The 18,522-nt window shown below is 70.8% G+C and carries 18 protein-coding genes; 5 read left to right on the forward strand and 13 right to left on the reverse strand.

Features of this window, described 5'->3' with window-relative positions; all coding sequences use genetic code 11:
- Positions 1-57 precede the first annotated feature (57 nt).
- From AB0J90_RS16580 to lysS, 3 genes are all read right to left on the reverse strand, one after another.
- The gene (locus AB0J90_RS16580) at positions 58-2,589 is read right to left on the reverse strand and encodes an ATP-dependent Clp protease ATP-binding subunit (RefSeq protein WP_326562181.1); all 2,532 of its coding nucleotides are present in this window, start codon (positions 2,587-2,589) and stop codon (positions 58-60) included.
- 680 nt (positions 2,590-3,269) lie between these two features.
- Entirely contained in the window at positions 3,270-3,620 is a 351-nt protein-coding gene (locus AB0J90_RS16585; RefSeq protein ID WP_326562180.1) for an Lsr2 family protein, read from the reverse strand.
- A gap of 127 nt (positions 3,621-3,747) precedes the next feature.
- Positions 3,748-5,202 carry a lysine--tRNA ligase gene (lysS, locus tag AB0J90_RS16590; protein WP_363596839.1) on the reverse strand — a complete coding sequence of 485 codons (1,455 nt, stop codon included), beginning with the start codon at positions 5,200-5,202 and terminating at the stop codon, positions 3,748-3,750.
- Between the two features lie 152 nt (positions 5,203-5,354).
- On the opposite strand from lysS, the gene AB0J90_RS16595 reads away from it, so the two are divergent.
- Positions 5,355-6,098: a class I SAM-dependent methyltransferase gene (locus AB0J90_RS16595; protein ID WP_363596601.1), complete on the forward strand. Its 744-nt coding sequence runs from the start codon at positions 5,355-5,357 to the stop codon at positions 6,096-6,098.
- 11 nt (positions 6,099-6,109) lie between these two features.
- Here the strand turns inward: AB0J90_RS16595 and AB0J90_RS16600 are convergent, their stop codons facing one another.
- From AB0J90_RS16600 to AB0J90_RS16635, 8 genes are all read right to left on the reverse strand, one after another.
- On the reverse strand, positions 6,110-6,868 hold the full coding sequence (locus AB0J90_RS16600; RefSeq protein ID WP_363596603.1) for a type III pantothenate kinase: 759 nt from the start codon (positions 6,866-6,868) through the stop codon (positions 6,110-6,112).
- 3 nt (positions 6,869-6,871) lie between these two features.
- Positions 6,872-7,807 carry a carboxylating nicotinate-nucleotide diphosphorylase gene (gene nadC / locus AB0J90_RS16605; RefSeq protein ID WP_363596605.1) on the reverse strand — a complete coding sequence of 312 codons (936 nt, stop codon included), beginning with the start codon at positions 7,805-7,807 and terminating at the stop codon, positions 6,872-6,874.
- Positions 7,804-9,489 carry an L-aspartate oxidase gene (locus AB0J90_RS16610; RefSeq protein ID WP_363596607.1) on the reverse strand — a complete coding sequence of 562 codons (1,686 nt, stop codon included), beginning with the start codon at positions 9,487-9,489 and terminating at the stop codon, positions 7,804-7,806. Before AB0J90_RS16610 ends, nadC begins: the two co-directional genes overlap by 4 nt.
- Before the next feature lie 78 nt (positions 9,490-9,567).
- Positions 9,568-10,479, reverse strand: a complete 912-nt coding sequence (locus AB0J90_RS16615; protein WP_363596609.1) for a septum formation family protein — start codon at positions 10,477-10,479, stop codon at positions 9,568-9,570.
- Positions 10,480-10,598: 119 nt separating this feature from the next.
- Positions 10,599-11,027: an aspartate 1-decarboxylase gene (panD, locus tag AB0J90_RS16620; protein WP_363596611.1), complete on the reverse strand. Its 429-nt coding sequence runs from the start codon at positions 11,025-11,027 to the stop codon at positions 10,599-10,601.
- Positions 11,027-11,923, reverse strand: coding sequence for a pantoate--beta-alanine ligase (panC, locus tag AB0J90_RS16625; protein WP_363596613.1), 897 nt, complete (start codon positions 11,921-11,923; stop codon positions 11,027-11,029). The genes panD and panC overlap by 1 nt, the downstream gene beginning before the upstream one ends.
- A 139-nt stretch (positions 11,924-12,062) precedes the next feature.
- Complete coding sequence (locus tag AB0J90_RS16630; RefSeq protein WP_363596615.1) at positions 12,063-13,046, reverse strand: DUF2520 domain-containing protein; 984 nt, start codon at positions 13,044-13,046, stop codon at positions 12,063-12,065.
- A 214-nt stretch (positions 13,047-13,260) separates the two neighbouring features.
- Positions 13,261-14,556, reverse strand: a complete 1,296-nt coding sequence (locus AB0J90_RS16635; protein ID WP_363596617.1) for a phytase — start codon at positions 14,554-14,556, stop codon at positions 13,261-13,263.
- 54 nt (positions 14,557-14,610) lie between these two features.
- Here AB0J90_RS16635 and AB0J90_RS16640 point away from each other — a divergent pair, with 54 nt between their 5' ends.
- On the forward strand, positions 14,611-15,657 hold the full coding sequence (locus AB0J90_RS16640; RefSeq protein ID WP_363596619.1) for an SAM-dependent methyltransferase: 1,047 nt from the start codon (positions 14,611-14,613) through the stop codon (positions 15,655-15,657).
- Between the two features lie 23 nt (positions 15,658-15,680).
- On the opposite strand, the gene AB0J90_RS16645 is transcribed toward AB0J90_RS16640, so the two are convergent.
- The gene (locus AB0J90_RS16645; protein ID WP_363596621.1) at positions 15,681-16,523 is read right to left on the reverse strand and encodes an isocitrate lyase/phosphoenolpyruvate mutase family protein; all 843 of its coding nucleotides are present in this window, start codon (positions 16,521-16,523) and stop codon (positions 15,681-15,683) included.
- A gap of 180 nt (positions 16,524-16,703) precedes the next feature.
- Between AB0J90_RS16645 and AB0J90_RS16650 the strand changes: the two genes are divergently transcribed.
- The 3 genes from AB0J90_RS16650 (at position 16,704) to AB0J90_RS16660 (ending at position 17,612) form a co-directional block, all read left to right on the forward strand.
- The gene (locus tag AB0J90_RS16650; protein WP_326562169.1) at positions 16,704-17,126 is read left to right on the forward strand and encodes a hypothetical protein; all 423 of its coding nucleotides are present in this window, start codon (positions 16,704-16,706) and stop codon (positions 17,124-17,126) included.
- Positions 17,123-17,323, forward strand: a complete 201-nt coding sequence (locus tag AB0J90_RS16655) for a DUF6186 family protein (RefSeq protein WP_363596623.1) — start codon at positions 17,123-17,125, stop codon at positions 17,321-17,323. Before AB0J90_RS16650 ends, AB0J90_RS16655 begins: the two co-directional genes overlap by 4 nt.
- Before the next feature lie 121 nt (positions 17,324-17,444).
- The gene (locus AB0J90_RS16660) at positions 17,445-17,612 is read left to right on the forward strand and encodes a hypothetical protein (RefSeq protein ID WP_363596625.1); all 168 of its coding nucleotides are present in this window, start codon (positions 17,445-17,447) and stop codon (positions 17,610-17,612) included.
- A gap of 103 nt (positions 17,613-17,715) precedes the next feature.
- Here the strand turns inward: AB0J90_RS16660 and AB0J90_RS16665 are convergent, their stop codons facing one another.
- Positions 17,716-18,507, reverse strand: a complete 792-nt coding sequence (locus AB0J90_RS16665; protein ID WP_363596627.1) for an A24 family peptidase — start codon at positions 18,505-18,507, stop codon at positions 17,716-17,718.
- Between the last annotated feature and the right edge of the window lie 15 nt (positions 18,508-18,522).

Below are 18,522 nucleotides of genomic sequence, written 5' to 3' on the forward strand. Positions count from 1 at the left end.
CGGCCCCGGACCGGGCTCTCGCCGCTGTCCGGGGCCGCTCTGGTGCTGCTGTGCTGCTTACTCGTCCGCGCCGGCAGGGGCCGTGTTGCCGAGGTCGGCGGGCACCGCGTCGGGCACCGGCACCGGCTTCTCCGCACCGCGGAACACCAGCTTGGACTTGTCGATGTTCTCCGGGTCGCCCTCGCAGTCCACCACCACGATCTGACCGGGGGTCAGCTCGTTGAACAGGATCCGCTCGGACAGGTTGTCCTCGATGTCGCGCTGGATGGTCCGGCGTAGCGGCCGGGCTCCCAGCACCGGGTCGAACCCCTTCTTCGCCAGGTACTTCTTGGCGTTGTCGGTGAGCTCGAGCCCCATGTCCTTGTTGCGGAGCTGAGTTTCGATCCGCTGGATCATGATGTCGACGATGTGCAGGATCTCGTTCTGGTTGAGCTGGTGGAAAACGATCGTGTCGTCGATCCGGTTGAGGAACTCCGGCCGGAAGTGCTGCTTGAGCTCGTCGTTGACCTTCTGCTTCATCCGCTCGTAGTTCGACTCGGAATCCTCAGAGGCCTGGAAGCCCAGCGACACCGCCTTCGCGACGTCCCGCGTACCCAGGTTGGTGGTCAGGATGATGACCGTGTTCTTGAAGTCCACGATCCGGCCCTGACCGTCGGTGAGCCGGCCATCCTCCAGGATCTGGAGGAGCGTGTTGAACACGTCCGGGTGGGCCTTCTCGATCTCGTCGAAGAGCACCACCGAGAACGGCCGCCGACGCACCTTCTCGGTCAGCTGGCCACCCTCGTCGTAACCGACGTATCCGGGGGGCGCGCCGACGAGCCGGGACACCGTGTAGCGGTCGTGGAACTCGGACATGTCCAGCTGGATGAGGGCGTCCTCGCTGCCGAACAGGAACTCGGCGAGTGCCTTGGACAGCTCGGTCTTACCCACACCCGACGGGCCGGCGAAGATGAACGAGCCGGAAGGCCGCTTCGGGTCCTTCAGGCCGGCCCGGGTCCGCCGGATCGCCTTGGACACCGCCTTGACCGCGTCCTCCTGGCCGACGACCCGCTTGTGCAGCTCGTCCTCCATGCGGAGCAGCCGGGAGGTCTCCTCCTCGGTCAGCTTGTAGACCGGGATACCGGTCCAGTTCGCCAACACCTCGGCGATCTGCTCGTCGTCGACCTCGGACACGACGTCGAGGTCTCCGGCCTTCCACTCCTTCTCCCGCTGGGCCTTCTGGCCGAGCAGCTGCTTTTCCTTGTCCCGCAGCTGCGCGGCGCGCTCGAAGTCCTGCGCGTCGATGGCGGATTCCTTGTCCCGACGTACCTGGGCGATCCGCTCGTCGAAGTCACGCAGGTCTGGCGGCGCGGTCATCCGGCGGATGCGCATCCGTGCGCCGGCCTCGTCGATCAGGTCGATCGCCTTGTCCGGCAGGAAGCGGTCGGAGATGTACCGGTCGGCCAGCGTGGCCGCCGCGACCAACGCGGCGTCGGTGATGCTCACCCGGTGGTGGGCCTCGTACCGGTCACGCAGACCCTTGAGGATCTCGATGGTGTGGGCAAGCGACGGCTCGCCCACCTGGATCGGCTGGAACCGGCGCTCGAGCGCGGCGTCCTTCTCCAGGTGCTTGCGGTATTCGTCGAGCGTGGTGGCACCGATGGTCTGCAGCTCGCCGCGGGCCAGCATCGGCTTGAGGATGCTTGCCGCGTCGATCGCGCCCTCGGCGGCGCCAGCGCCGACCAGAGTGTGGATCTCGTCGATGAACAGGATGATGTCCCCGCGGGTGCGGATCTCCTTGAGCACCTTCTTCAGGCGCTCCTCGAAGTCACCGCGGTAACGCGAGCCGGCCACCAGGGCACCCAGGTCAAGCGTGTAGAGCTGCTTGTCCTTGAGCGTCTCCGGCACCTCGCCCTTGATGATCCGCTGGGACAGCCCCTCGACGACCGCGGTCTTACCGACCCCGGGCTCGCCGATCAGGACGGGGTTGTTCTTGGTACGGCGGGAGAGCACCTGCATCACCCGCTCGATCTCCTTCTCGCGCCCGATGACCGGGTCGAGCTTGCCCTCCCGGGCGGCCTGGGTCAGGTTCCGGCCGAACTGGTCCAGCACGAGGCTGGTCGACGGCGCGGCCTCACCCGGCGCGGCTCCGGCCGCGGCCGGCTCCTTGCCCTGGTAGCCGGAGAGGAGCTGGATCACCTGCTGGCGGACCCGGTTCAGGTCGGCGCCGAGCTTGACCAGCACCTGGGCGGCGACGCCCTCACCCTCACGGATCAGACCGAGCAGGATGTGCTCCGTACCGATGTAGTTGTGGCCGAGCTGCAGCGCTTCGCGCAGCGACAGCTCCAGCACCTTCTTGGCCCGCGGCGTGAACGGGATGTGCCCACTCGGCGCCTGCTGACCCTGGCCGATGATTTCCTCGACCTGCTGGCGGACGCCCTCCAGGGAGATACCCAGGCTCTCCAGAGCCTTGGCGGCGACGCCTTCGCCCTCGTGGATGAGACCCAACAGGATGTGTTCCGTACCGATGTAGTTGTGGTTGAGCATCCGGGCTTCTTCTTGAGCCAGGACGACAACCCGCCGCGCTCGGTCGGTGAACCGCTCGAACATGCCCTCGTGCTCCTCACGTGCCGTGCGCCATTGATCTTGGCGGGGCCAGCGCCCGGGCGTCCAGGTGACACCCGTGCCATCACTCTATCGCCGCGAACCGACTCTTCTGAGGTCGTGTGTTGCTGGAATGCGCCACGTCCGCGACGTTTTTTCCCAACTGCCCGCGCTCAGAGCGTGTTCCCCGGCCCCCGGCTCTACGCGTAGAGCGAAATCCAGCGGGGCGGTCTGACGTCCACAGGCAGTCCCGAGTCCATCCACAGCTTGTGGATAACTCTTCCACTGCCTGTGGACAACGTCGGCGGCACCGGGTTCGTTCCCGGTGACCGCAGATCTTTCCGGACCGCCCAGGTCCCGGGCAGCAGTCCAACAACATCCAACCGAAACAGACAAGTCGGACCAGAACGGGCACGACCCCCACCCATCACAACCAAGCTCGCCCCGTCACTCACCCCGTCACACCCACCGACGTGGGCGATCTTGCAGTTTGGGTGCCCGAATCATGGCCTTGATCGGATTTGTCAACAACCACAACTGCAAGATCGGCGCGCTTCCTGGGGGGTGGGGGGGTGGGGGGGCGGGGGTGGGGGGTTGGGGGTGTCGGGGAGAAAATCCAGCGCCGGGCCAGAAGCGTCGCATTCGCTCCGGACCCGGCGCGGGGAGCCGGTCAGGCGCACCAGGCCTCAGCGGCCGGCCTTGGCGTGGTACTCGTCGACGATCTCCTGCGGGATCCGCCCGCGGTCGGAGATGTCCCGGCCTTCCTTCTTGGCCCAGGCCCGGATCGCCTTGTTCTGCTCCCGGTCCGCGGTGGCGCCACCGCGCCCGCGGGCAGCCCGGCCACCGACGACAACACCGCCACGGCCGACCTTCGAGCCGGACGCCACGTACGGGGCGAATAGGTCCCGCAATTTCCCGGCGTTCTTCTTCGACAGGTCGATCTCGTACTGAACGCCGTCGAGCGAGAACTTGACGGTCTCGTCCGCGTCGCCGCCGTCAAGGTCATCGACAAGCTTGTGAATGATCTGCTTGGCCACGTGCCGTAATCCTCTCGAGCAGGGTGTTCCGCAAACCGCAGGTTGTTCGGCAAACAAGAGCACAATAGCCCGCAACGCGCTCGTTGCGTCAATAGGACCCGGAAATTACTCAACAGGACTTACGCGACTACTCCGCGCGGATCAAGGGGAACAGGATGGTTTCCCGAATTCCGAGGCCGGTGAGGGTCATCAGCAGCCGGTCGATTCCCATTCCGACGCCGCCGGAGGGCGGCATTCCGTACTCCAAGGCGCGGAGGAAGTCCTCGTCCAGGCGCATTGCCTCATCGTCGCCCTTCGCCGCGAGTTGCGCCTGGGCGAGCAGCCGGGCACGCTGCACCACCGGGTCGACCAGTTCCGAGTAGCCCGTGCCGAGTTCGAATCCGAGCGCGTACAGGTCCCATTTCTCGGTGAGTCCTGGCTGCTCACGGTGGGCGCGGACGAGCGGGCTGGTGTCCTCCGGGTAGTCGCGTACGAAGGTCGGCTCACGCAGTCCGGGCACCACCAGCTCCTCGAACAGCTCCTCCGCGAGCTTGCCCGGCACCCACTTCGGATCGACCCCCAGACCGATCTTTTCGGCGTAGCGCACGAGCTGTGCCCGATCGGTGGAGACCGTCACCTCCTCGCCGAGCGCCTCCGAAAGCGAGCCGAAGAGCGTCGTCGTACGCCACTGGCCGCTCAGGTCCAACTCGGTCCCGTCCGCGTGCGTCACGACGTGCGAGCCGCCCACCGCGTACGCCGCCTCCTGCACCAGTTCCCGGGTGAGCTTGGCCATAGTGTCGTAGTCGCCGTAAGCCTCGTACATCTCGAGCATCGCGAACTCGGGAGAGTGCGAGGAGTCGATGCCCTCATTACGGAAGTTACGGTTGATCTCGAAGACCCGGTCGATCCCGCCCACCACGGCACGCTTCAGATAAAGCTCCGGGGCGATTCGCAGGTACAGGTCGGTGCTGAGTGCATTGCTGTGCGTCACGAATGGCCGGGCGGTGGCGCCGCCGTGCAGCAACTGGAGCATCGGGGTTTCGACCTCGACGAAACTCCGGGCATGCAGAGAATCGCGCAGGCTCCGTACGGCGGTCGCCCTGGTACGAACGGTGTCGCGGGCCTGCGGCCGGACGATCAGGTCGACATAACGCTGCCGGACCCGCGCCTCCTCGCTGAGCGGCTTGTGTGCCACCGGAAGCGGTCGCAGGGCCTTCGCGGTGATCATCCAGGAGGCGGCGAGAACCGACAACTCGCCACGCCGGCTCGTGATCACCTCACCGGTCACGCCGACGTGGTCACCGAGGTCGACCTGGCGCTTCCACTCCTCCAGCCGCTCGGGGCCAACCCGGTCCAGCGAGATCATCGCCTGTAGCTCGGTCCCGTCGCCGTCGCGCAGGGTGGCGAAGCAGAGCTTGCCGCTGTTCCGTACGAAGATCACCCGGCCGGTCACCGCGACCGTGTCCCCGGTCTGGGTGTCCGTGGGCAGGTCGACGTACCTGGCGCGGACCTCGGCCAGGGTCGCGGTACGCGGATAACCCACCGGGTACGGCTCGACGCCGTCGGCGAGCAGGCGGTCCCGCTTCTCCCGCCGTACCCGCATCTGCTCCGGAAGGTCGTCCACGGGTTCGGCGGGGGCGGGGATGTGCTCGGTCACGGCAGGCTTCCTCAGGACAGTGAGTTCGGCAGAATTCCCCGAGCCTACTCAAGTGCCTTCCGGCCGGGCAGCGGATAACCCGGGGATAGCATCGAACCATGGCTGATCTTGAGCAGGCGCTGTCGTTCGGGGCCGCGGCCGAAACCTACGACCGCTTCCGTCCGACGTACCCGGTGGACGCGCTCGCCTGGGCGGTGGACGCCCCCGCCCCGGTCCGGGTGGTGGACCTGGCCGCCGGGACCGGCATCCTGACCCGGCAACTGCTCGGGCTCGGGCACCGGGTCGTACCCGTCGAACCGGACGAGGGGATGCGGGCCCAACTGGCGGTCGCCACCCCGGGTACGACGGCGCTGGCCGGGAGCGCGGAGTCGATTCCGCTGCCGGACGGGGACGCCGACGCGATCATGAGCGGGCAGGCGTACCACTGGTTCGACCGCGACCGCGCGCACGCCGAGGCCGCCCGGGTGCTCCGCCCCGGCGGACGTTTCGCGCCGATCTGGAACAGCCGGGACGAGTCGGTGGACTGGGTGGCCGCGCTCAGCCGGCTGCTGGCCGACTTCGCCGGCCGGACGAGCGTGGACACCGCCCCGGACCTGACCACGTTCGGCGACCGCTTCGAGCCGCTGGAACGGGCCGAGTTCACGCACACCACCAGCCACACCGCCGACACCCTGGTCGGTCTGGTCAGCACCCGCTCCTACTACCTGACCGCCTCCGAGCAGCGGCAACGCGAGCTGGAGACGGCCGTACGCGATCTGGCCCTGCACCACCCCGACCTCGCCGGCCGGGACACCTTCGACCTGCCCTACCGCACCACCGTCTACCGCGCCCGCCGCCGCTGACCCGGCAGCGGTCAGAGGTTGCGCTCGTAGACCATCCGCAGGCCGATCAAGGTGATCATCGGCTCGTGGTGGGTGATGGTGGCGCACTCGCCGATCACCAGCGGGGCCAGGCCACCGGTGGCGATGACGGCCCGCACCTCACCCAACTCCTCGGTCATCCGCTCCACGATCCGGTCCACCTGCCCGGCGAAGCCGAAGTAGAGACCGGCCTGGAGGCACTCGACGGTGTTCTTGCCGATCACCGAACGCGGCTTGGTCGGCTCCACCTTGCGCAACTGGGCGGCGCGGGCGGCGAGCGCGTCGAACGAGATCTCGATGCCGGGCGCGAACGCACCGCCGAGGAACTCGCCCCGGCCGCTGATCACGTCGAAGTTGGTGGTGGTGCCGAAATCGACCACGATCGACGGCCCCCCGTAGATCGTGTACGCGGCCAGGGTGTTCACCACCCGGTCGGCGCCGACCTCCTTGGGGTTGTCGATCGCCAACTGCACCCCGGTCTTCACCCCCGGCTCCACGATCACGCTCGGTACGTCGGCGTAGTAGCGGCCCAGCATGCTGCGCAGCGACCGCAGGGCCGCCGGTACGGTCGAGCAGGCGGCCACTCCGGTGATCTCCACCGCGTCACCGGCGAGCAGCCCACGGAACTTCAGGCCCAGCTCGTCGGCGGTCGACCGGGCATCGGTCTTGATCCGCCACGAGTGGACCAGCTTGTCGCCGTCGAACGTCGCCAGAACGGTGTTGGTGTTACCGATGTCGATGCAGAGCAGCATTCGTCAGCCCCGGTGCTCCAGGTCCGTACCCTCGTCCCGGCCGTGATCTGCCGGCCGGAGGTCTAGTGCGATGTCCAAGATAGGCGACGAGTGGGTCAGCGCCCCAACCGAAAGGTAGTCGACCCCGGTGGCGGCGTACTCGGCCGCGACGTCGAGGGTCAGCCCGCCGGTCGCCTCCAGTTCGGCCCGGTCGCCGACCACCGCCACCACCTCGGCCAACAGACCGGGTGTCATGTTGTCGCAGAGCAGGAACTTCGCCCCCGCCTCGACCGCCTCGACCGCCTCCGCGACGGTGGTCACCTCGACCTGGATCGGCACCTGCGGGAAGGCCTCCCGCACCCGCTGGTAGGCCGGGGTGATCCCGCCGGCCGCGAGCTTGTGGTTGTCCTTGATCATCGCGACGTCGTACAGGCCCATCCGCTTGTTGGTCCCGCCGCCGGCCCGGACCGCGTACTTCTCCAGCACGCGCAGGCCCGGCGTGGTCTTGCGGGTGTCCAGCACCGTCGACTTGCTGCCGACCAGGGCGTCCGCCCAGGCCCGGGTGTGGGTCGCCACCCCGGACATCCGGGTGAGCAGGTTCAGCGCGGTCCGCTCCGCGGTGAGCAGCACCCGGGTCGGCCCGGTCACCGTCGCCAGCACGTCGCCGCGGGCCACCCGGTCGCCGTCGCGGGCCCGGACCAACACCTCCACCGTACGACCGGACGCCTCGTCGCCGACCAGCTCGAACACCGCCGCCGCCACGGCCAGCCCGGCCACCACCCCGTCGGCGCGGGCCACCACGTCCACCGTGTCGACCTGTCCGGCCAGGATCGTCGCCACGCTCGTCACGTCGACCCGGTCCGGCCCCAGGTCCTCCTCCAGCGCGGTCTGCACGATCCGGGTCACGGCCACCGGATCCAGCCCGGCCGTACGCAACGCGTCCTCGGTAGCGGTCCTCACAGCGCCTCCCAGCTGTCCAGCAGTTCGCCGGCCGGTCCGATCGAACCGACCAGATGACCCCGCCACTCGTCGCTCACCGTCGGGAAGTCCTCCCGCCAGTGGCAGCCCCGCGTCTCCTCCCGGGCGTACGCCGCCGCCACCAGGGCCGACGCCACGGTGACCAGGTTCGTCGCCTCCCAGCTCGCGGTTCGGGGCGCGCCCCGGCTCAACGCGACCCCGGTCATTTCGGCGGCGGTCGCCCGCAACGACTCCGCCGACCGGAGTACGCCGGCACCCCGGCTCATCGCCCGTTGCAGGGTGGTCCGGCTCTCCGGCTGCACCACCCAGCCGGTGCCGCCCTGCCAGGCCCCGCCCGGTGCCGGTTGCACCTGCGGCGGCAGGTTGTGCGTGATGTCGTCGGCGATCCGCCGGGCGAAGACCAGCCCCTCCAGCAGCGAGTTGCTGGCCAGCCGGTTGGCACCGTGCACGCCCGTGCAGGCGACCTCGCCGCAGGCGTACAGGCCGGGGATCGAGGTACGGCCGTGCAGGTCCGTACGGACGCCACCGGAGGCGTAGTGCGCTGCCGGCGCGACCGGGATCAGGTCCACCGCCGGGTCGATGCCGATCGCCAGGCAGGAGGCGACGATGGTGGGGAAGCGCTGGTTGAGGAACTCCGCGCCGAGGTGCCGGGCGTCCAGGTAGACGTGGTCCTCGCCGGAGGCCTGCAGCGCCCGGTGGATGCCCTTCGCCACCACGTCGCGCGGGGCCAGTTCGGCCAGCTCGTGCTGACCCAGCATGAACCGCTTGCCGTCCGCGTCGACCAGGTACGCGCCCTCACCCCGCAGCGCCTCGGAGACCAGCGGCTGCTGGGCGGCGCCGAGCACACTGGTCGCGTCGGCCGGGCTGATCAGGGCGGTCGGGTGGAACTGGACGAACTCGAGATCGGTGACGGCGGCACCGGCGCGGATCGCCAACGCGACACCGTCCCCTGTGGAGACCGCCGGGTTGGTGGTGGTGGAGAAGACCTGTCCCATTCCGCCGGTGGCGAGCACGACCGCGCGGGCCAGGATCGCACCGACCCCGTCCTCGCTGCCCTCACCGAGTACGTGCAGCGTGATACCGCAGGCCTGGCCCGGCGCGTCGCCCCAGCCGGGCGCTCGCAGCAGGTCCAGCACCAGCGCGTGCTCGACCAGCCGGATCCACGGGTCCCGGCCGACGGCCTCGTGCAGGGCGCGCTGCACCTCCGCACCGGTGGCGTCACCCCCGGCGTGCACGATCCGGTTGGTGCGGTGCCCGCCCTCGCGGGTGAGCATCAGCGAGCCGTCCGCGTTGCGGTCGAACTCGGCGCCGATCCGGATCAGTTCGCGCAGCCGGGCCGGGCCCTCCTCGACCAGCACCCGGACCGCCTCCGGGTCGCAGAGCCCGACCCCGGCAACCTCGGTGTCGTACGCGTGCGCGGCCGGGGTGTCCAGCGGGTCGAGTACGGCGGCGATGCCGCCCTGGGCCCAGCGGGTGGAGCCGTCGTCGATGTTGACCTTGGTTACGACGGTGACGTGCAGGCCCGCCTCGCGTAGCTGCAGCGCGGCGGTCAGGCCGGCGATACCCGACCCGACCACCACCACGTCGGTGGTCTCCACCCAGCCCGGCGCGGGTGCGGCGAGCAGCGTGGGCAACACCGGCAGATCCAGGGTCGGCACATGCATCAGCACAGTGAACTCCGCTCGATGCACGGCCCGACGGCCGGGGGCGGCGAGGGTGATCTGGATCCGATCGGGCCGCGGCTACTTGGTGGGGATGGGCAACGCCGCGAGACCGGCGCCCCGCAGATGGCGGCTGACCGTGCCGTCGCCGTACAGGTCGAGGTAGCAGCGGATACCCCGGTTACCGGCCTGCCAGTCGTCGCGGGTGGGCGGCAGGGGAACCACACCGGCGCGGAGCGCGAGGTTGACGTCATTGGGCGTGCCGATGTGCGTCGCCATCAACTTCTGGCACTCGCCGAAGATCGGCACCCAGTCGAGGTCCTTGGTCGGGTAGTTCATCTCCGGTGCGTTCCACACCCCGACGAACTCGCTGTTGTGCGCCTTGGCGCAGTCGACGACCACCATCCCGGTGATGCCCCGGTTCGCCGCCCGCTTGATCGAGTAGCAGGCCAGGGCCAGTGGCGAAGCAGTTTTCAGGGCGCCCCGTACGCTGGCCGTCCGGCTGGTCACGACGCCGTTGGTCGGCTCGACGTTGGCCACCTCCGCCATGTCGCACCGGAACCACCGCGCACCACCCGTCCACGCCACCGGGGAGGGAAGTGCCACCTCCAGCCGGAGGCGGCCAGCCCGCCATTCGTTGCCGACGTATTCCCGTGCTTTCCCGTCGCATTCGCCGAAGGCGGTACGAATCTCCGGCGAACCCTCGGCCGGTGGTGCGTCCCGCCCGGCGGCCGGGGCGGCGAACGTGCCGACGTGCACCGTCTCGGTCCGGTGCGGGGCGGTGCAGTCGACCGGCGCGTACGACGAGAGCGGGGCAACCTTGACCGGGTCGGCCGGATGGCAGGTGCCGACCGGCGGGACGAACGGCTTCGCCTCCGCCAGCGGAGCCCAGTCGTCCATCAGCGAACCGTCGATACCCGCCGAGTTCCCACAGCCGGACAGCAGGACGACCGCCGCTCCCGCCGCTACCAGGACGCTCCACCAACGACGCATCGCGTCCCTCCCCCGGGGCGGCACCAGTATGGACGGCTGAGTCACAGCGTAGCCGTCCGGTGCCGTTGCGTCGCCTCGGCGAAGTGGTCGATAGTGATCGACCCATCAGCTCGGTGTGCTCAGCTGGCGTCCGCCACCAGGTCACCGCGGACCAGTTCGCCCGCCATCCCGGGCGCCACCCCAGCCGGGTCGGCACCCAGTTCGATCACCCGGTTGTCCACGTCGACGTGCACCACCCGAGGCTGGTACGACCGCGCCTCGGCGTCCTCGAACTGCCCGTACCCGATGATGATGACCAGGTCACCGGGGTTCACCAGATGCGCGGCGGCACCGTTGATGCCGATCACGCCGCTGCCCCTCGCACCGGGGATGGTGTACGTCTCCAGCCGCGCCCCGTTGGTGACGTCCACAATGGCCACCTTCTCCCCGGGCAGCAGGTCGGCGGCGTCGAGCAGCTCCTCGTCGATGGTCACCGAACCGACGTAGTGCAGGTCGGCCTGGGTCACCGTGGCGCGGTGGATCTTCGACTTGAGCATGGTGCGGAACATCAGATTTCTTCCTTCGAATCAACGGCCGGGTGGCCGGACGAATCAGTGGCCGGGTCGGCGAGCCGGACGGCCAGGTTGTCGATCAGGCGGGTACCGCCGACCCAGGCGGCCACCACCATCCGGGCCGGGCCGGTGAGCGGGGCCGGAGCGAGATCGGGGTCGGTCAGGACCAGGTAGTCGAGCTTCGCGCCCGGCGTACCGGTGGCTTGGAATGCCTGGTGGGCGGCGGCGAGCGCGGTGTCGGGGCCGAGCCCGGCCGCCGCGGCCGCCGCGCCCGCGCGCAGGGCGGCAGACAGGCTCGACGCGGTCACCCGCTCGTCCGCCGACAGGTAGCGGTTACGACTGGAAAGGGCGAGTCCGTCCGGTTCCCGAACCGTCGGCACACCGACGATCTCCACCGGTACGTTCAGGTCGAGCACCATCCGGCGGACCAGCGTGAGCTGCTGGTAGTCCTTCTCGCCGAAGAACGCGAAGTCCGGGCGGACCACCTGGAGCAGCTTGAGCACCACGGTGAGTACCCCGTGGAAGAAGCCGGGACGGCTGGCGCCCTCCAGTTCCCCGCCGAGCGGGCCGGGGTCGACCCGGACCAGCGGCGCGCCGACCGGGTACATCTCCTCGCGGGACGGCGCGAACACCAGGTCCACCCCGGCGGCCGCGCAGATCGCCAGGTCGGCATCGAAGGTACGCGGATACTTGTCGAAGTCCTCGGTCGGCCCGAACTGCAACGGGTTGACGAAGATCGTCACCACCACGTGGTCGGCCCGCTCGCGCGCGGCGTGCAGCAGCGCCTCGTGCCCGGCGTGCAGCGCGCCGAGGGTCATCACCACCGCGACCGTGCCCGGCAACGCGTCGCGCGCCGCCGCCAACTCGGCCCGGCTGCGTACCACCTCGGTCATGCCCGCTCCTCGCTTCCCTGCCCGCCGACGCTTCCCCGGCTCCCGACGCTTCCCTGGCTCCCGACGCTTCCCTGCCCGCCGACGCTTGCCTGGCTCCCGACGGTTCCGTGCTCGGTGAGGTGGCCCCGGCGGGTCGCCATCACACCGCCTGCCGCTGCCGGTCGGCCAGCACGCCGAGCAGCGACACCGCGTCGACCGGGCGGAGCCGGCCGGCGGCGATCGCCCGGTCCGCGGTGCGCCGGGCCAGTGCCAGGTAACCGGCGACCGACTCCGGTGCGGTCGCGGCCAACCGGTCCAGGTGTTTGGCCACGGTGCCGGCGTCGCCACGGACGACCGGACCGGTCAGCGCCGCGTCACCGAGCCGCAGCGCGTTGTCCAGGGAGGCGTGCAGCAGCGGCCCGAGCACCTTCTCCGGCTGCGCCACACCCGCGTCCCGTAACCGGTCCATCGCCTCGTTGACGAGGGTGACCAGGTGGTTCGCCCCGTGCGCGAGGGCCGCGTGGTAGAGCGGGCGATCATCCTCGGCCACCCACTCGGGCACCCCGCCCAGGTCGGCGACGAGCCGGGCGGCGAGCGGACGGAGGTCCCTGGGCACGGTCACGCCGTACGAGATGCCGGGCAGTCGGGCCAGGTCGTCGGCGGTACCGGTGAAGGTCATCGCCGGGTGCACCGCGAGCGTACGGGCGCCGACGGCGGCAGCGGGTGCGAGCACCCCGAGCCCGTGCGCGCCGGAGGTGTGCAGGACAAGCTGGCCCGGGCGCAGCGCGCGGGTCTCCGCCAGACCGGACACGACGGCGGCGAGCGCGTCGTCCGGCACCGCGATGATCAGCAGGTCGACTCCGGCCCGGGCGACCTCGGCGGCGGGCAGGTTCACGGCGCCGGGCAGCAGTTGGGCGATCCGCGCCTTGGCCGCCTCGGAGACACCGGAGGCGGCGCGCACCCTGTGCCCGGCCCGAGCCAGAGCGGCGCCGAGTACGGCACCCACCCGGCCGGTGCCGATCACACCGACGGTCAACGTCCTGGCCCCGAGCCGCCCGCCTTCGGGTACGGCGACAGCGGGGCGGTGAGCCGGCGCGGTCACCCCGACAGGGGTGGCCGGACGCGGGCGCGGCGATGCGCTCATGTCTTCGATCCAGTCCTCGATAAGTGGTACCGGTCGATCGCAATTATGCGCCGTTGTTACGGATCTGCGACAAGCATGTGTGAAAACCTTCACCGCCCCGAGCAGCGGAAAAACGCCCGGCGGAAACCGGACGTTCTCCCGCTCCCAGAGGGCGCCTTCGTCAACCCCGCCGACCGTGGCCCCGGTCACTCGTCCGGCGCCGAGAAGCCATGTGTCAGCGGCGCAGGAAGCCCGCGTCGAGGAACTTGAAGTTGGTGTTCGCCCGTACCTCACCGTCGCCGTCCACGACCTCGGGCGTGTTCTGCCCGTCGTGCACGACCAGCAGGCCGCCGGGGAAGCCGGGAAGGGGCGTAGAGACCACGGACGCGCCGTCGCACTCCTGTACGCCGTCGATCACGGACACGCCCGCGCGCAGGGTGTCGGCCACCACGAACCGCCCGACCGGCCGGTTGGTCCGCCGGTCGTAGGTGAAGAACGTGTCGTCGCCCTGGCTCGACACGACCAGCGTGCCGTCGAGCCGACCGGTCCGGTGGATGGTCAGGCCCTCCACGTCCGCCGCGATCCGCCCGCCGAATCCGGGGTCGGCGGCGTAGTCGACCACGCAGTCGTCCTCCTCGGCATCGAACACCGCCGGTACGCCGTACTCACGGGTGCGCTCGACCGACGCCGGTTGGCCCCGGAACCGTCCACCGGTCACCGGGATCCGCCACAGCCCGACCGTCTCCTGCGCCAGGTACGCGACCCCGGTCGCCGGGTCGACCACCATCCCCTCGACCTGCGGCCCGTCGCCCGGATCGGCACACGGCGCCCACCGCTCGCCGTCGGGCAGGGTGAACTCCGACGGCAGGGTCAGCCGGTCCACCGGGCGGTAGCTGACCCGGTCACCCCGGGCGACCAGCCGGAAGATGCCGACCTCCGGCGTACTGCGCCGGCTCACCACCACGTACACGGTGCCGTCGCGGTCGGTCCAGGTCGCCAGGCCGTACGCCGTGCGTTGCTGGTTGACCTCCGCCTGGTCCCGGCTGAAGGCGTACGGGACGTCGGGTGCGGTGACGTCGGTCAGCCGGCGCCCCGACGGGTCGATCCGGTAGAACCGGAGCTGGTCCCGACCCCGGTCGCTGACCACCGCCAGGTCGGACCGCCGCCCGGCGAGCTTGAAGCCGTCGACCAGGTCCACGTTGTTGAACCGGCCGGGCTCGTCGTCCGGTCCCGGCGCGGGTGGGGTGGCGATCGCCTGCCGCTGCCGACCGTGCAGGTCGTACACCCGCAGGCCACCGTTCTTCGCGGTGGCGATCACGAGGCTGCCGGCCCGGTCGGCCGGGTTGACCCAGATCGCGGGGTCGTCGGCGTCAGCGTCTCCACCGGCCTCGTCGTCGTACAGCGCCGGGGTCTCGACCACGGCTCGGACCACTCGGGTCTGTCCCCCGGCGGTCCCGTTCGCGCCCACCGGAGCGGCGGCGGCCAGGAGCAGCGGTACGGTCAGCGCGGCAGGGATCAGAAGTCGTCGCATGTTCGCCGACCGTAGGGTCTGCACCGTGACATGCCCTGAACAACGGATGAACGGATGTCGATGACCTGGCGGGCGGCGATGACCACCGCCCTGTACGGCGCCGACGGGTTCTTCGTCACCGGGGCCGGCCCGGCGGCGCACTTCCGTACCAGCGCGAATGCCGCACCGGTGCTCGGCGCGGCGGTGCTGCGCCTGCTCGACCGGGTCGACACCGCCCTCGGTCGTCCTGCCCGGCTGGACGTCGTCGACGTCGGCGCCGGTCGGGGTGAACTGCTTCGCACCATGGCCGCGCTCGCCCCGGCCGACCTGGGCCGCCGGCTGCGCCTGACCGGGGTCGAACTCGCGCCCCGCCCCGAGCCGCTGCCTCCCTCGATCGAGTGGCGCGACACCGTGCCGGGCGGCATCGTCGGGCTGCTTATCGGCACCGAGTGGCTGGACAACGTACCGCTCGACCTGGCCGAGGCCGGGCCGGCAGGCTGGCACCAGGTGCTGGTGGACCCGTCCTCGGGCGTCGAGTCCGCCGGTCCGCCGATCGCCGCCGCCGACCTCGCCTGGTTGGACCAGTGGTGGCCGGGCGGGACCGGCTCGCCGGGGGCGGAAGATGCCCCACTGCCGGGTGCGCGGGTGGAGATCGGCCGGAGCCGGGACGCCGCCTGGGCCGCCGCGGTCGGCGCGGTCGACCGCGGACTGGCCCTGGCCGTCGACTACGGCCATCTCCGCGCCGGTCGACCGATCGGCGGTACGTTGACCGGCTTCCGATCCGGCCGGCAGGTGCCACCGGTCCCGGACGGCTCCTGCGACCTGACCGCACACGTTGCCGTCGACTCGGTGGCGGTGGCCGGCGAGGAGGCCGCCGGTGTGCCGTACACGTTGGTCACCCAGGGCGAGGCGCTGCGGGCGCTCGGGGCCGACGGCCGCCGACCGCCGCTCACCCTGGCCGGCACCGACCCGAGCGGGTACGTCCGGGCGCTCGCCGCCGCCTCGACGGTGGCCGAACTGACCGACCCGGCCGGGCTGGGCGGGCACTGGTGGCTACTCCAACCGGTGGGCATCGAACCCGCCGGCCTGCTGCCGGATCGGGCGACCGCCGGAAGGAGCTGACCGGTCGGCGACGGTGACGACCCTCAGCGGCGGGTCATCAGCGCGTTGACCGTGCCCCAGTCCAGCGCACCCGCGAGTGCGTCGTACGTCCCGGTGCCGAACGCCTCCTCGGCGACCCGCCGGGCCATCCCGTACGCCGCCTCGGCTGGTCCGGAGCCGAGGCTCAGCCGGCCGACCCCGAGCTTCGCCAGCTCCGGCAACGACGGGGCGCCGGGACCGGCGAGGATGTTCACCGGGGCCGGGATGTCCCGTACCAGGTCGGCGACCAGTTCCGGGTCCACCACGCCGGGCACGAAGATCCCGTCCGCGCCGGCCGCCAGGTAGGCGTTCGCCCGCTCCACCGCCTCCGCCGGCCCACCCAGCCCGCGCAGGAAGGTGTCGACGCGGGCGTTGACGAACAGCGGGATGCCGGCATCGTCCGCGGCGGATCGGGCGGCGCGCAGCCGGGCGCACTGTTCGTCGACGGGCCGCAGCGCCGGGGCTCCCCCGTGCAGTGTGTCCTCGATGTTGACGCCGACCGCCCCGGCGGTCAGCACCGCCCGTACGGTCTCGCCCACCTGGCCCGGGGTGGCACCGAAGCCGGACTCGATGTCCGCGGTCACCGGTAGGGAAACCGCGCCGACGATCCGGGCTACCAGGTCGACGGCCAGGTCACGGGCGAGCATGTCACCGTCCGGGGCGCCGAGGCTCCAGGCGACCCCGGCGCTGGTGGTCGCGATCGCGCGGGCGCCGGCCGCCTCCACGATCCTGGCGCTGGCCACGTCCCACGCGTTGACCAGGACAACCGGGTCACCGGCGTTGTGCAGGCCGCGGAACAGCTCCGCTCGGTGCTGTTGGCCGGTCATGAGGTTCTGTTGCTCAGTCATGACCGGTAGTCTCCGGCCGGCGGCGGCCCCCGTCGCACTGTTTAAGCCTGAGCTGAAACCCCCCGTCAAGCCGCGACTCGGACCCCGCCTTGCGCGGTGGATGCCATCGTTTGTCCAGTTCACCCCGATCACCCGCGTGCCGTAGCGGATAAAGCGGGAGAAGCACCGCATCCTATTGGGATGCATCAGACGGATCTGGACACGGCCGAGCCGCCCGCTGCCGATACTGTCGGCCCACTCGTCGGTCGGGCGACGCCCACCTTCGCCACCGCCATCGCCGGGTACGCCCTGCTGGCCGCGGTCGCCCGGCCCCTGACCCTGCCCGCCGCGTGTGCCGTACTGGCGCCCGGACTGGTCCTGCTCTGGTGGGGGGCGAGACGGGTGCCGCACCGTACGCTGTTCGCCGGTCGGGCAACCGCGGTGACCTGGGTCGGGCTCGGCGCCGCCTTCTGCGTCTGGGAGCTGGTTGCCCTGTTCACCGGCAACGACGCGGCACATCCGACGTTCAGCATCCTGGCCGACCCGTTCCTGGACACCTATCCCGGCCGGCTCGCCGGCTATGTGCTGTGGCTGAGCACCGGCGCGTGGCTGGTGACCCGTTGACCGCACGCGCCGTACTCGTCGTCGGATTCGCTCTGATCATCGGCGCCATGGTCCTGGTCGACCTCGCCGGTCGCCGCCCGAACAGTACGGTCGCCCCGCTGGGCAGCGCGCTCATCGCGGCCATGCGCAGCGGCACCGGGCGGGTGATCGTACTCGGAGCGTGGCTCTGGATGGGTTGGCACTTCCTGGCCAGGTGAAGCCGGCTCCTGCTGTTTGCCGCCCTCCCCGGCGGGAAGCCAGCGGACACGTCAAAAGCAGATTTTGTCATCCGAACTCCACGGGCCGGACGAAACGGCCGATCGCCCCAGCGGAGGAAAGATGCCCGTTTTCATCAAGAAAGTGTTTGCCTGGGGAGGCCTGGCCTTCCTGATCTTCTTCATCGCGTTCCGACCGGACAGCGCCGCACACACCTTCAAGACCCTCGGAGCGGGTTGCATGATGCTCGCCCAGGGTTTCGGCGACTTCATCACCAGCCTGATGACCTGACCTGCAGCCGAGGCCGGGCCGTCCCGGCAGGGCACGCCGTCGAGCGTGCAGCCCGCCGGCCAGGTCAGGCCCAGCGTCGGCGCGCAGCCGCCGGCCCGGTTCATCAGGCCAGCGCCAGCGTGACCAGGCTGCCCAGGATGAGGAACGGGCCGAACGGCAGATGGCCGGACCAGCGGACCCGGCCGGCGAGCAGCAGGGCGACGCTGGTCAGGGCGGCTGCGACGAACGACACCATCAGCCCGAAGAACACCAACTCCCAGCCGAACCAGCCGAGCACCGCGGCACTGCTCAGCGCCAGTTTGGCGTCGCCGAGGCCGAATCCGCGCCGCCCCAGCAGCACCGTCGAGGCGGCGAAGACGAAGGCGACCGCGAGACCGGCGAGCAGGGACCGCAACCAGGCCGTACCGCCGCCGGCTGTCTCCGTACCGCCGAGCAGTGCCGCGAGGCCGAGCAGACCCCAGGTGCCGAACGCGGCGGGGTAGGTGAGTCGGTCCGGCAACCGGTGTACGGCCAGATCGACGAAGAACAACGGCAGTACGCAGAGCGCCCACCAGGCGAAGGCGACCGTCTCCGACACCGGTCGGGCGGCCACGACCAGCACCCCGACCGACACGAGCAGGGCCAGTTCCACAGTGGCGGGCGGGGCGCCGATCCGGTGTCGGCAGGTGCCGCAGCGGGCGAGCGGTGAGAGTGCCCGCAGTGGCCCGGCAAGCCCGATCGACGTACCGCACTCGTCGCACGCGGTCCGCCGCTGCGTGCCGCCCGGCACCGAGTCGGCCGCGACGATCCAACGGATCAGCGGGGCGACGGTGGCGGCGGCCAGCAGCCGCGGCAGCCGACCGTGGCCGGTCCGCGCGGGGCCGGCGGGCGCCGGCAGGTGCTCGGTCAGCGACATGAGGGCCTCCGTCGT

This window comes from Micromonospora sp. NPDC049523, from assembly GCF_040676775.1.
GTDB lineage: Bacteria > Actinomycetota > Actinomycetes > Mycobacteriales > Micromonosporaceae > Micromonospora_G.

Excerpts from the sequence above, each read along its gene's own strand:
- AB0J90_RS16640 (WP_363596619.1), top strand. The coding sequence starts at position 14,611 with ATGTCGATGACCTGGCGGGCGGCGATGACCACCGCCCTGTACGGCGCC.
- AB0J90_RS16630 (WP_363596615.1), bottom strand. The coding sequence starts at position 13,046 with ATGAGCGCATCGCCGCGCCCGCGTCCGGCCACCCCTGTCGGGGTGACC.
- lysS (WP_363596839.1), bottom strand. The coding sequence starts at position 5,202 with ATGCGGGTACGGCGGGAGAAGCGGGACCGCCTGCTCGCCGACGGCGTC.
- AB0J90_RS16615 (WP_363596609.1), bottom strand. The coding sequence starts at position 10,479 with ATGCGTCGTTGGTGGAGCGTCCTGGTAGCGGCGGGAGCGGCGGTCGTC.
- AB0J90_RS16650 (WP_326562169.1), top strand. The coding sequence starts at position 16,704 with ATGCATCAGACGGATCTGGACACGGCCGAGCCGCCCGCTGCCGATACT.
- AB0J90_RS16600 (WP_363596603.1), bottom strand. The coding sequence starts at position 6,868 with ATGCTGCTCTGCATCGACATCGGTAACACCAACACCGTTCTGGCGACG.
- panD (WP_363596611.1), bottom strand. The coding sequence starts at position 11,027 with ATGTTCCGCACCATGCTCAAGTCGAAGATCCACCGCGCCACGGTGACC.
- AB0J90_RS16665 (WP_363596627.1), bottom strand. The coding sequence starts at position 18,507 with ATGTCGCTGACCGAGCACCTGCCGGCGCCCGCCGGCCCCGCGCGGACC.
- AB0J90_RS16610 (WP_363596607.1), bottom strand. The coding sequence starts at position 9,489 with ATGCATGTGCCGACCCTGGATCTGCCGGTGTTGCCCACGCTGCTCGCC.
- AB0J90_RS16635 (WP_363596617.1), bottom strand. The coding sequence starts at position 14,556 with ATGCGACGACTTCTGATCCCTGCCGCGCTGACCGTACCGCTGCTCCTG.
- panC (WP_363596613.1), bottom strand. The coding sequence starts at position 11,923 with ATGACCGAGGTGGTACGCAGCCGGGCCGAGTTGGCGGCGGCGCGCGAC.
- AB0J90_RS16580 (WP_326562181.1), bottom strand. The coding sequence starts at position 2,589 with ATGTTCGAGCGGTTCACCGACCGAGCGCGGCGGGTTGTCGTCCTGGCT.
- AB0J90_RS16595 (WP_363596601.1), top strand. The coding sequence starts at position 5,355 with ATGGCTGATCTTGAGCAGGCGCTGTCGTTCGGGGCCGCGGCCGAAACC.
- AB0J90_RS16645 (WP_363596621.1), bottom strand. The coding sequence starts at position 16,523 with ATGACTGAGCAACAGAACCTCATGACCGGCCAACAGCACCGAGCGGAG.
- AB0J90_RS16660 (WP_363596625.1), top strand. The coding sequence starts at position 17,445 with ATGCCCGTTTTCATCAAGAAAGTGTTTGCCTGGGGAGGCCTGGCCTTC.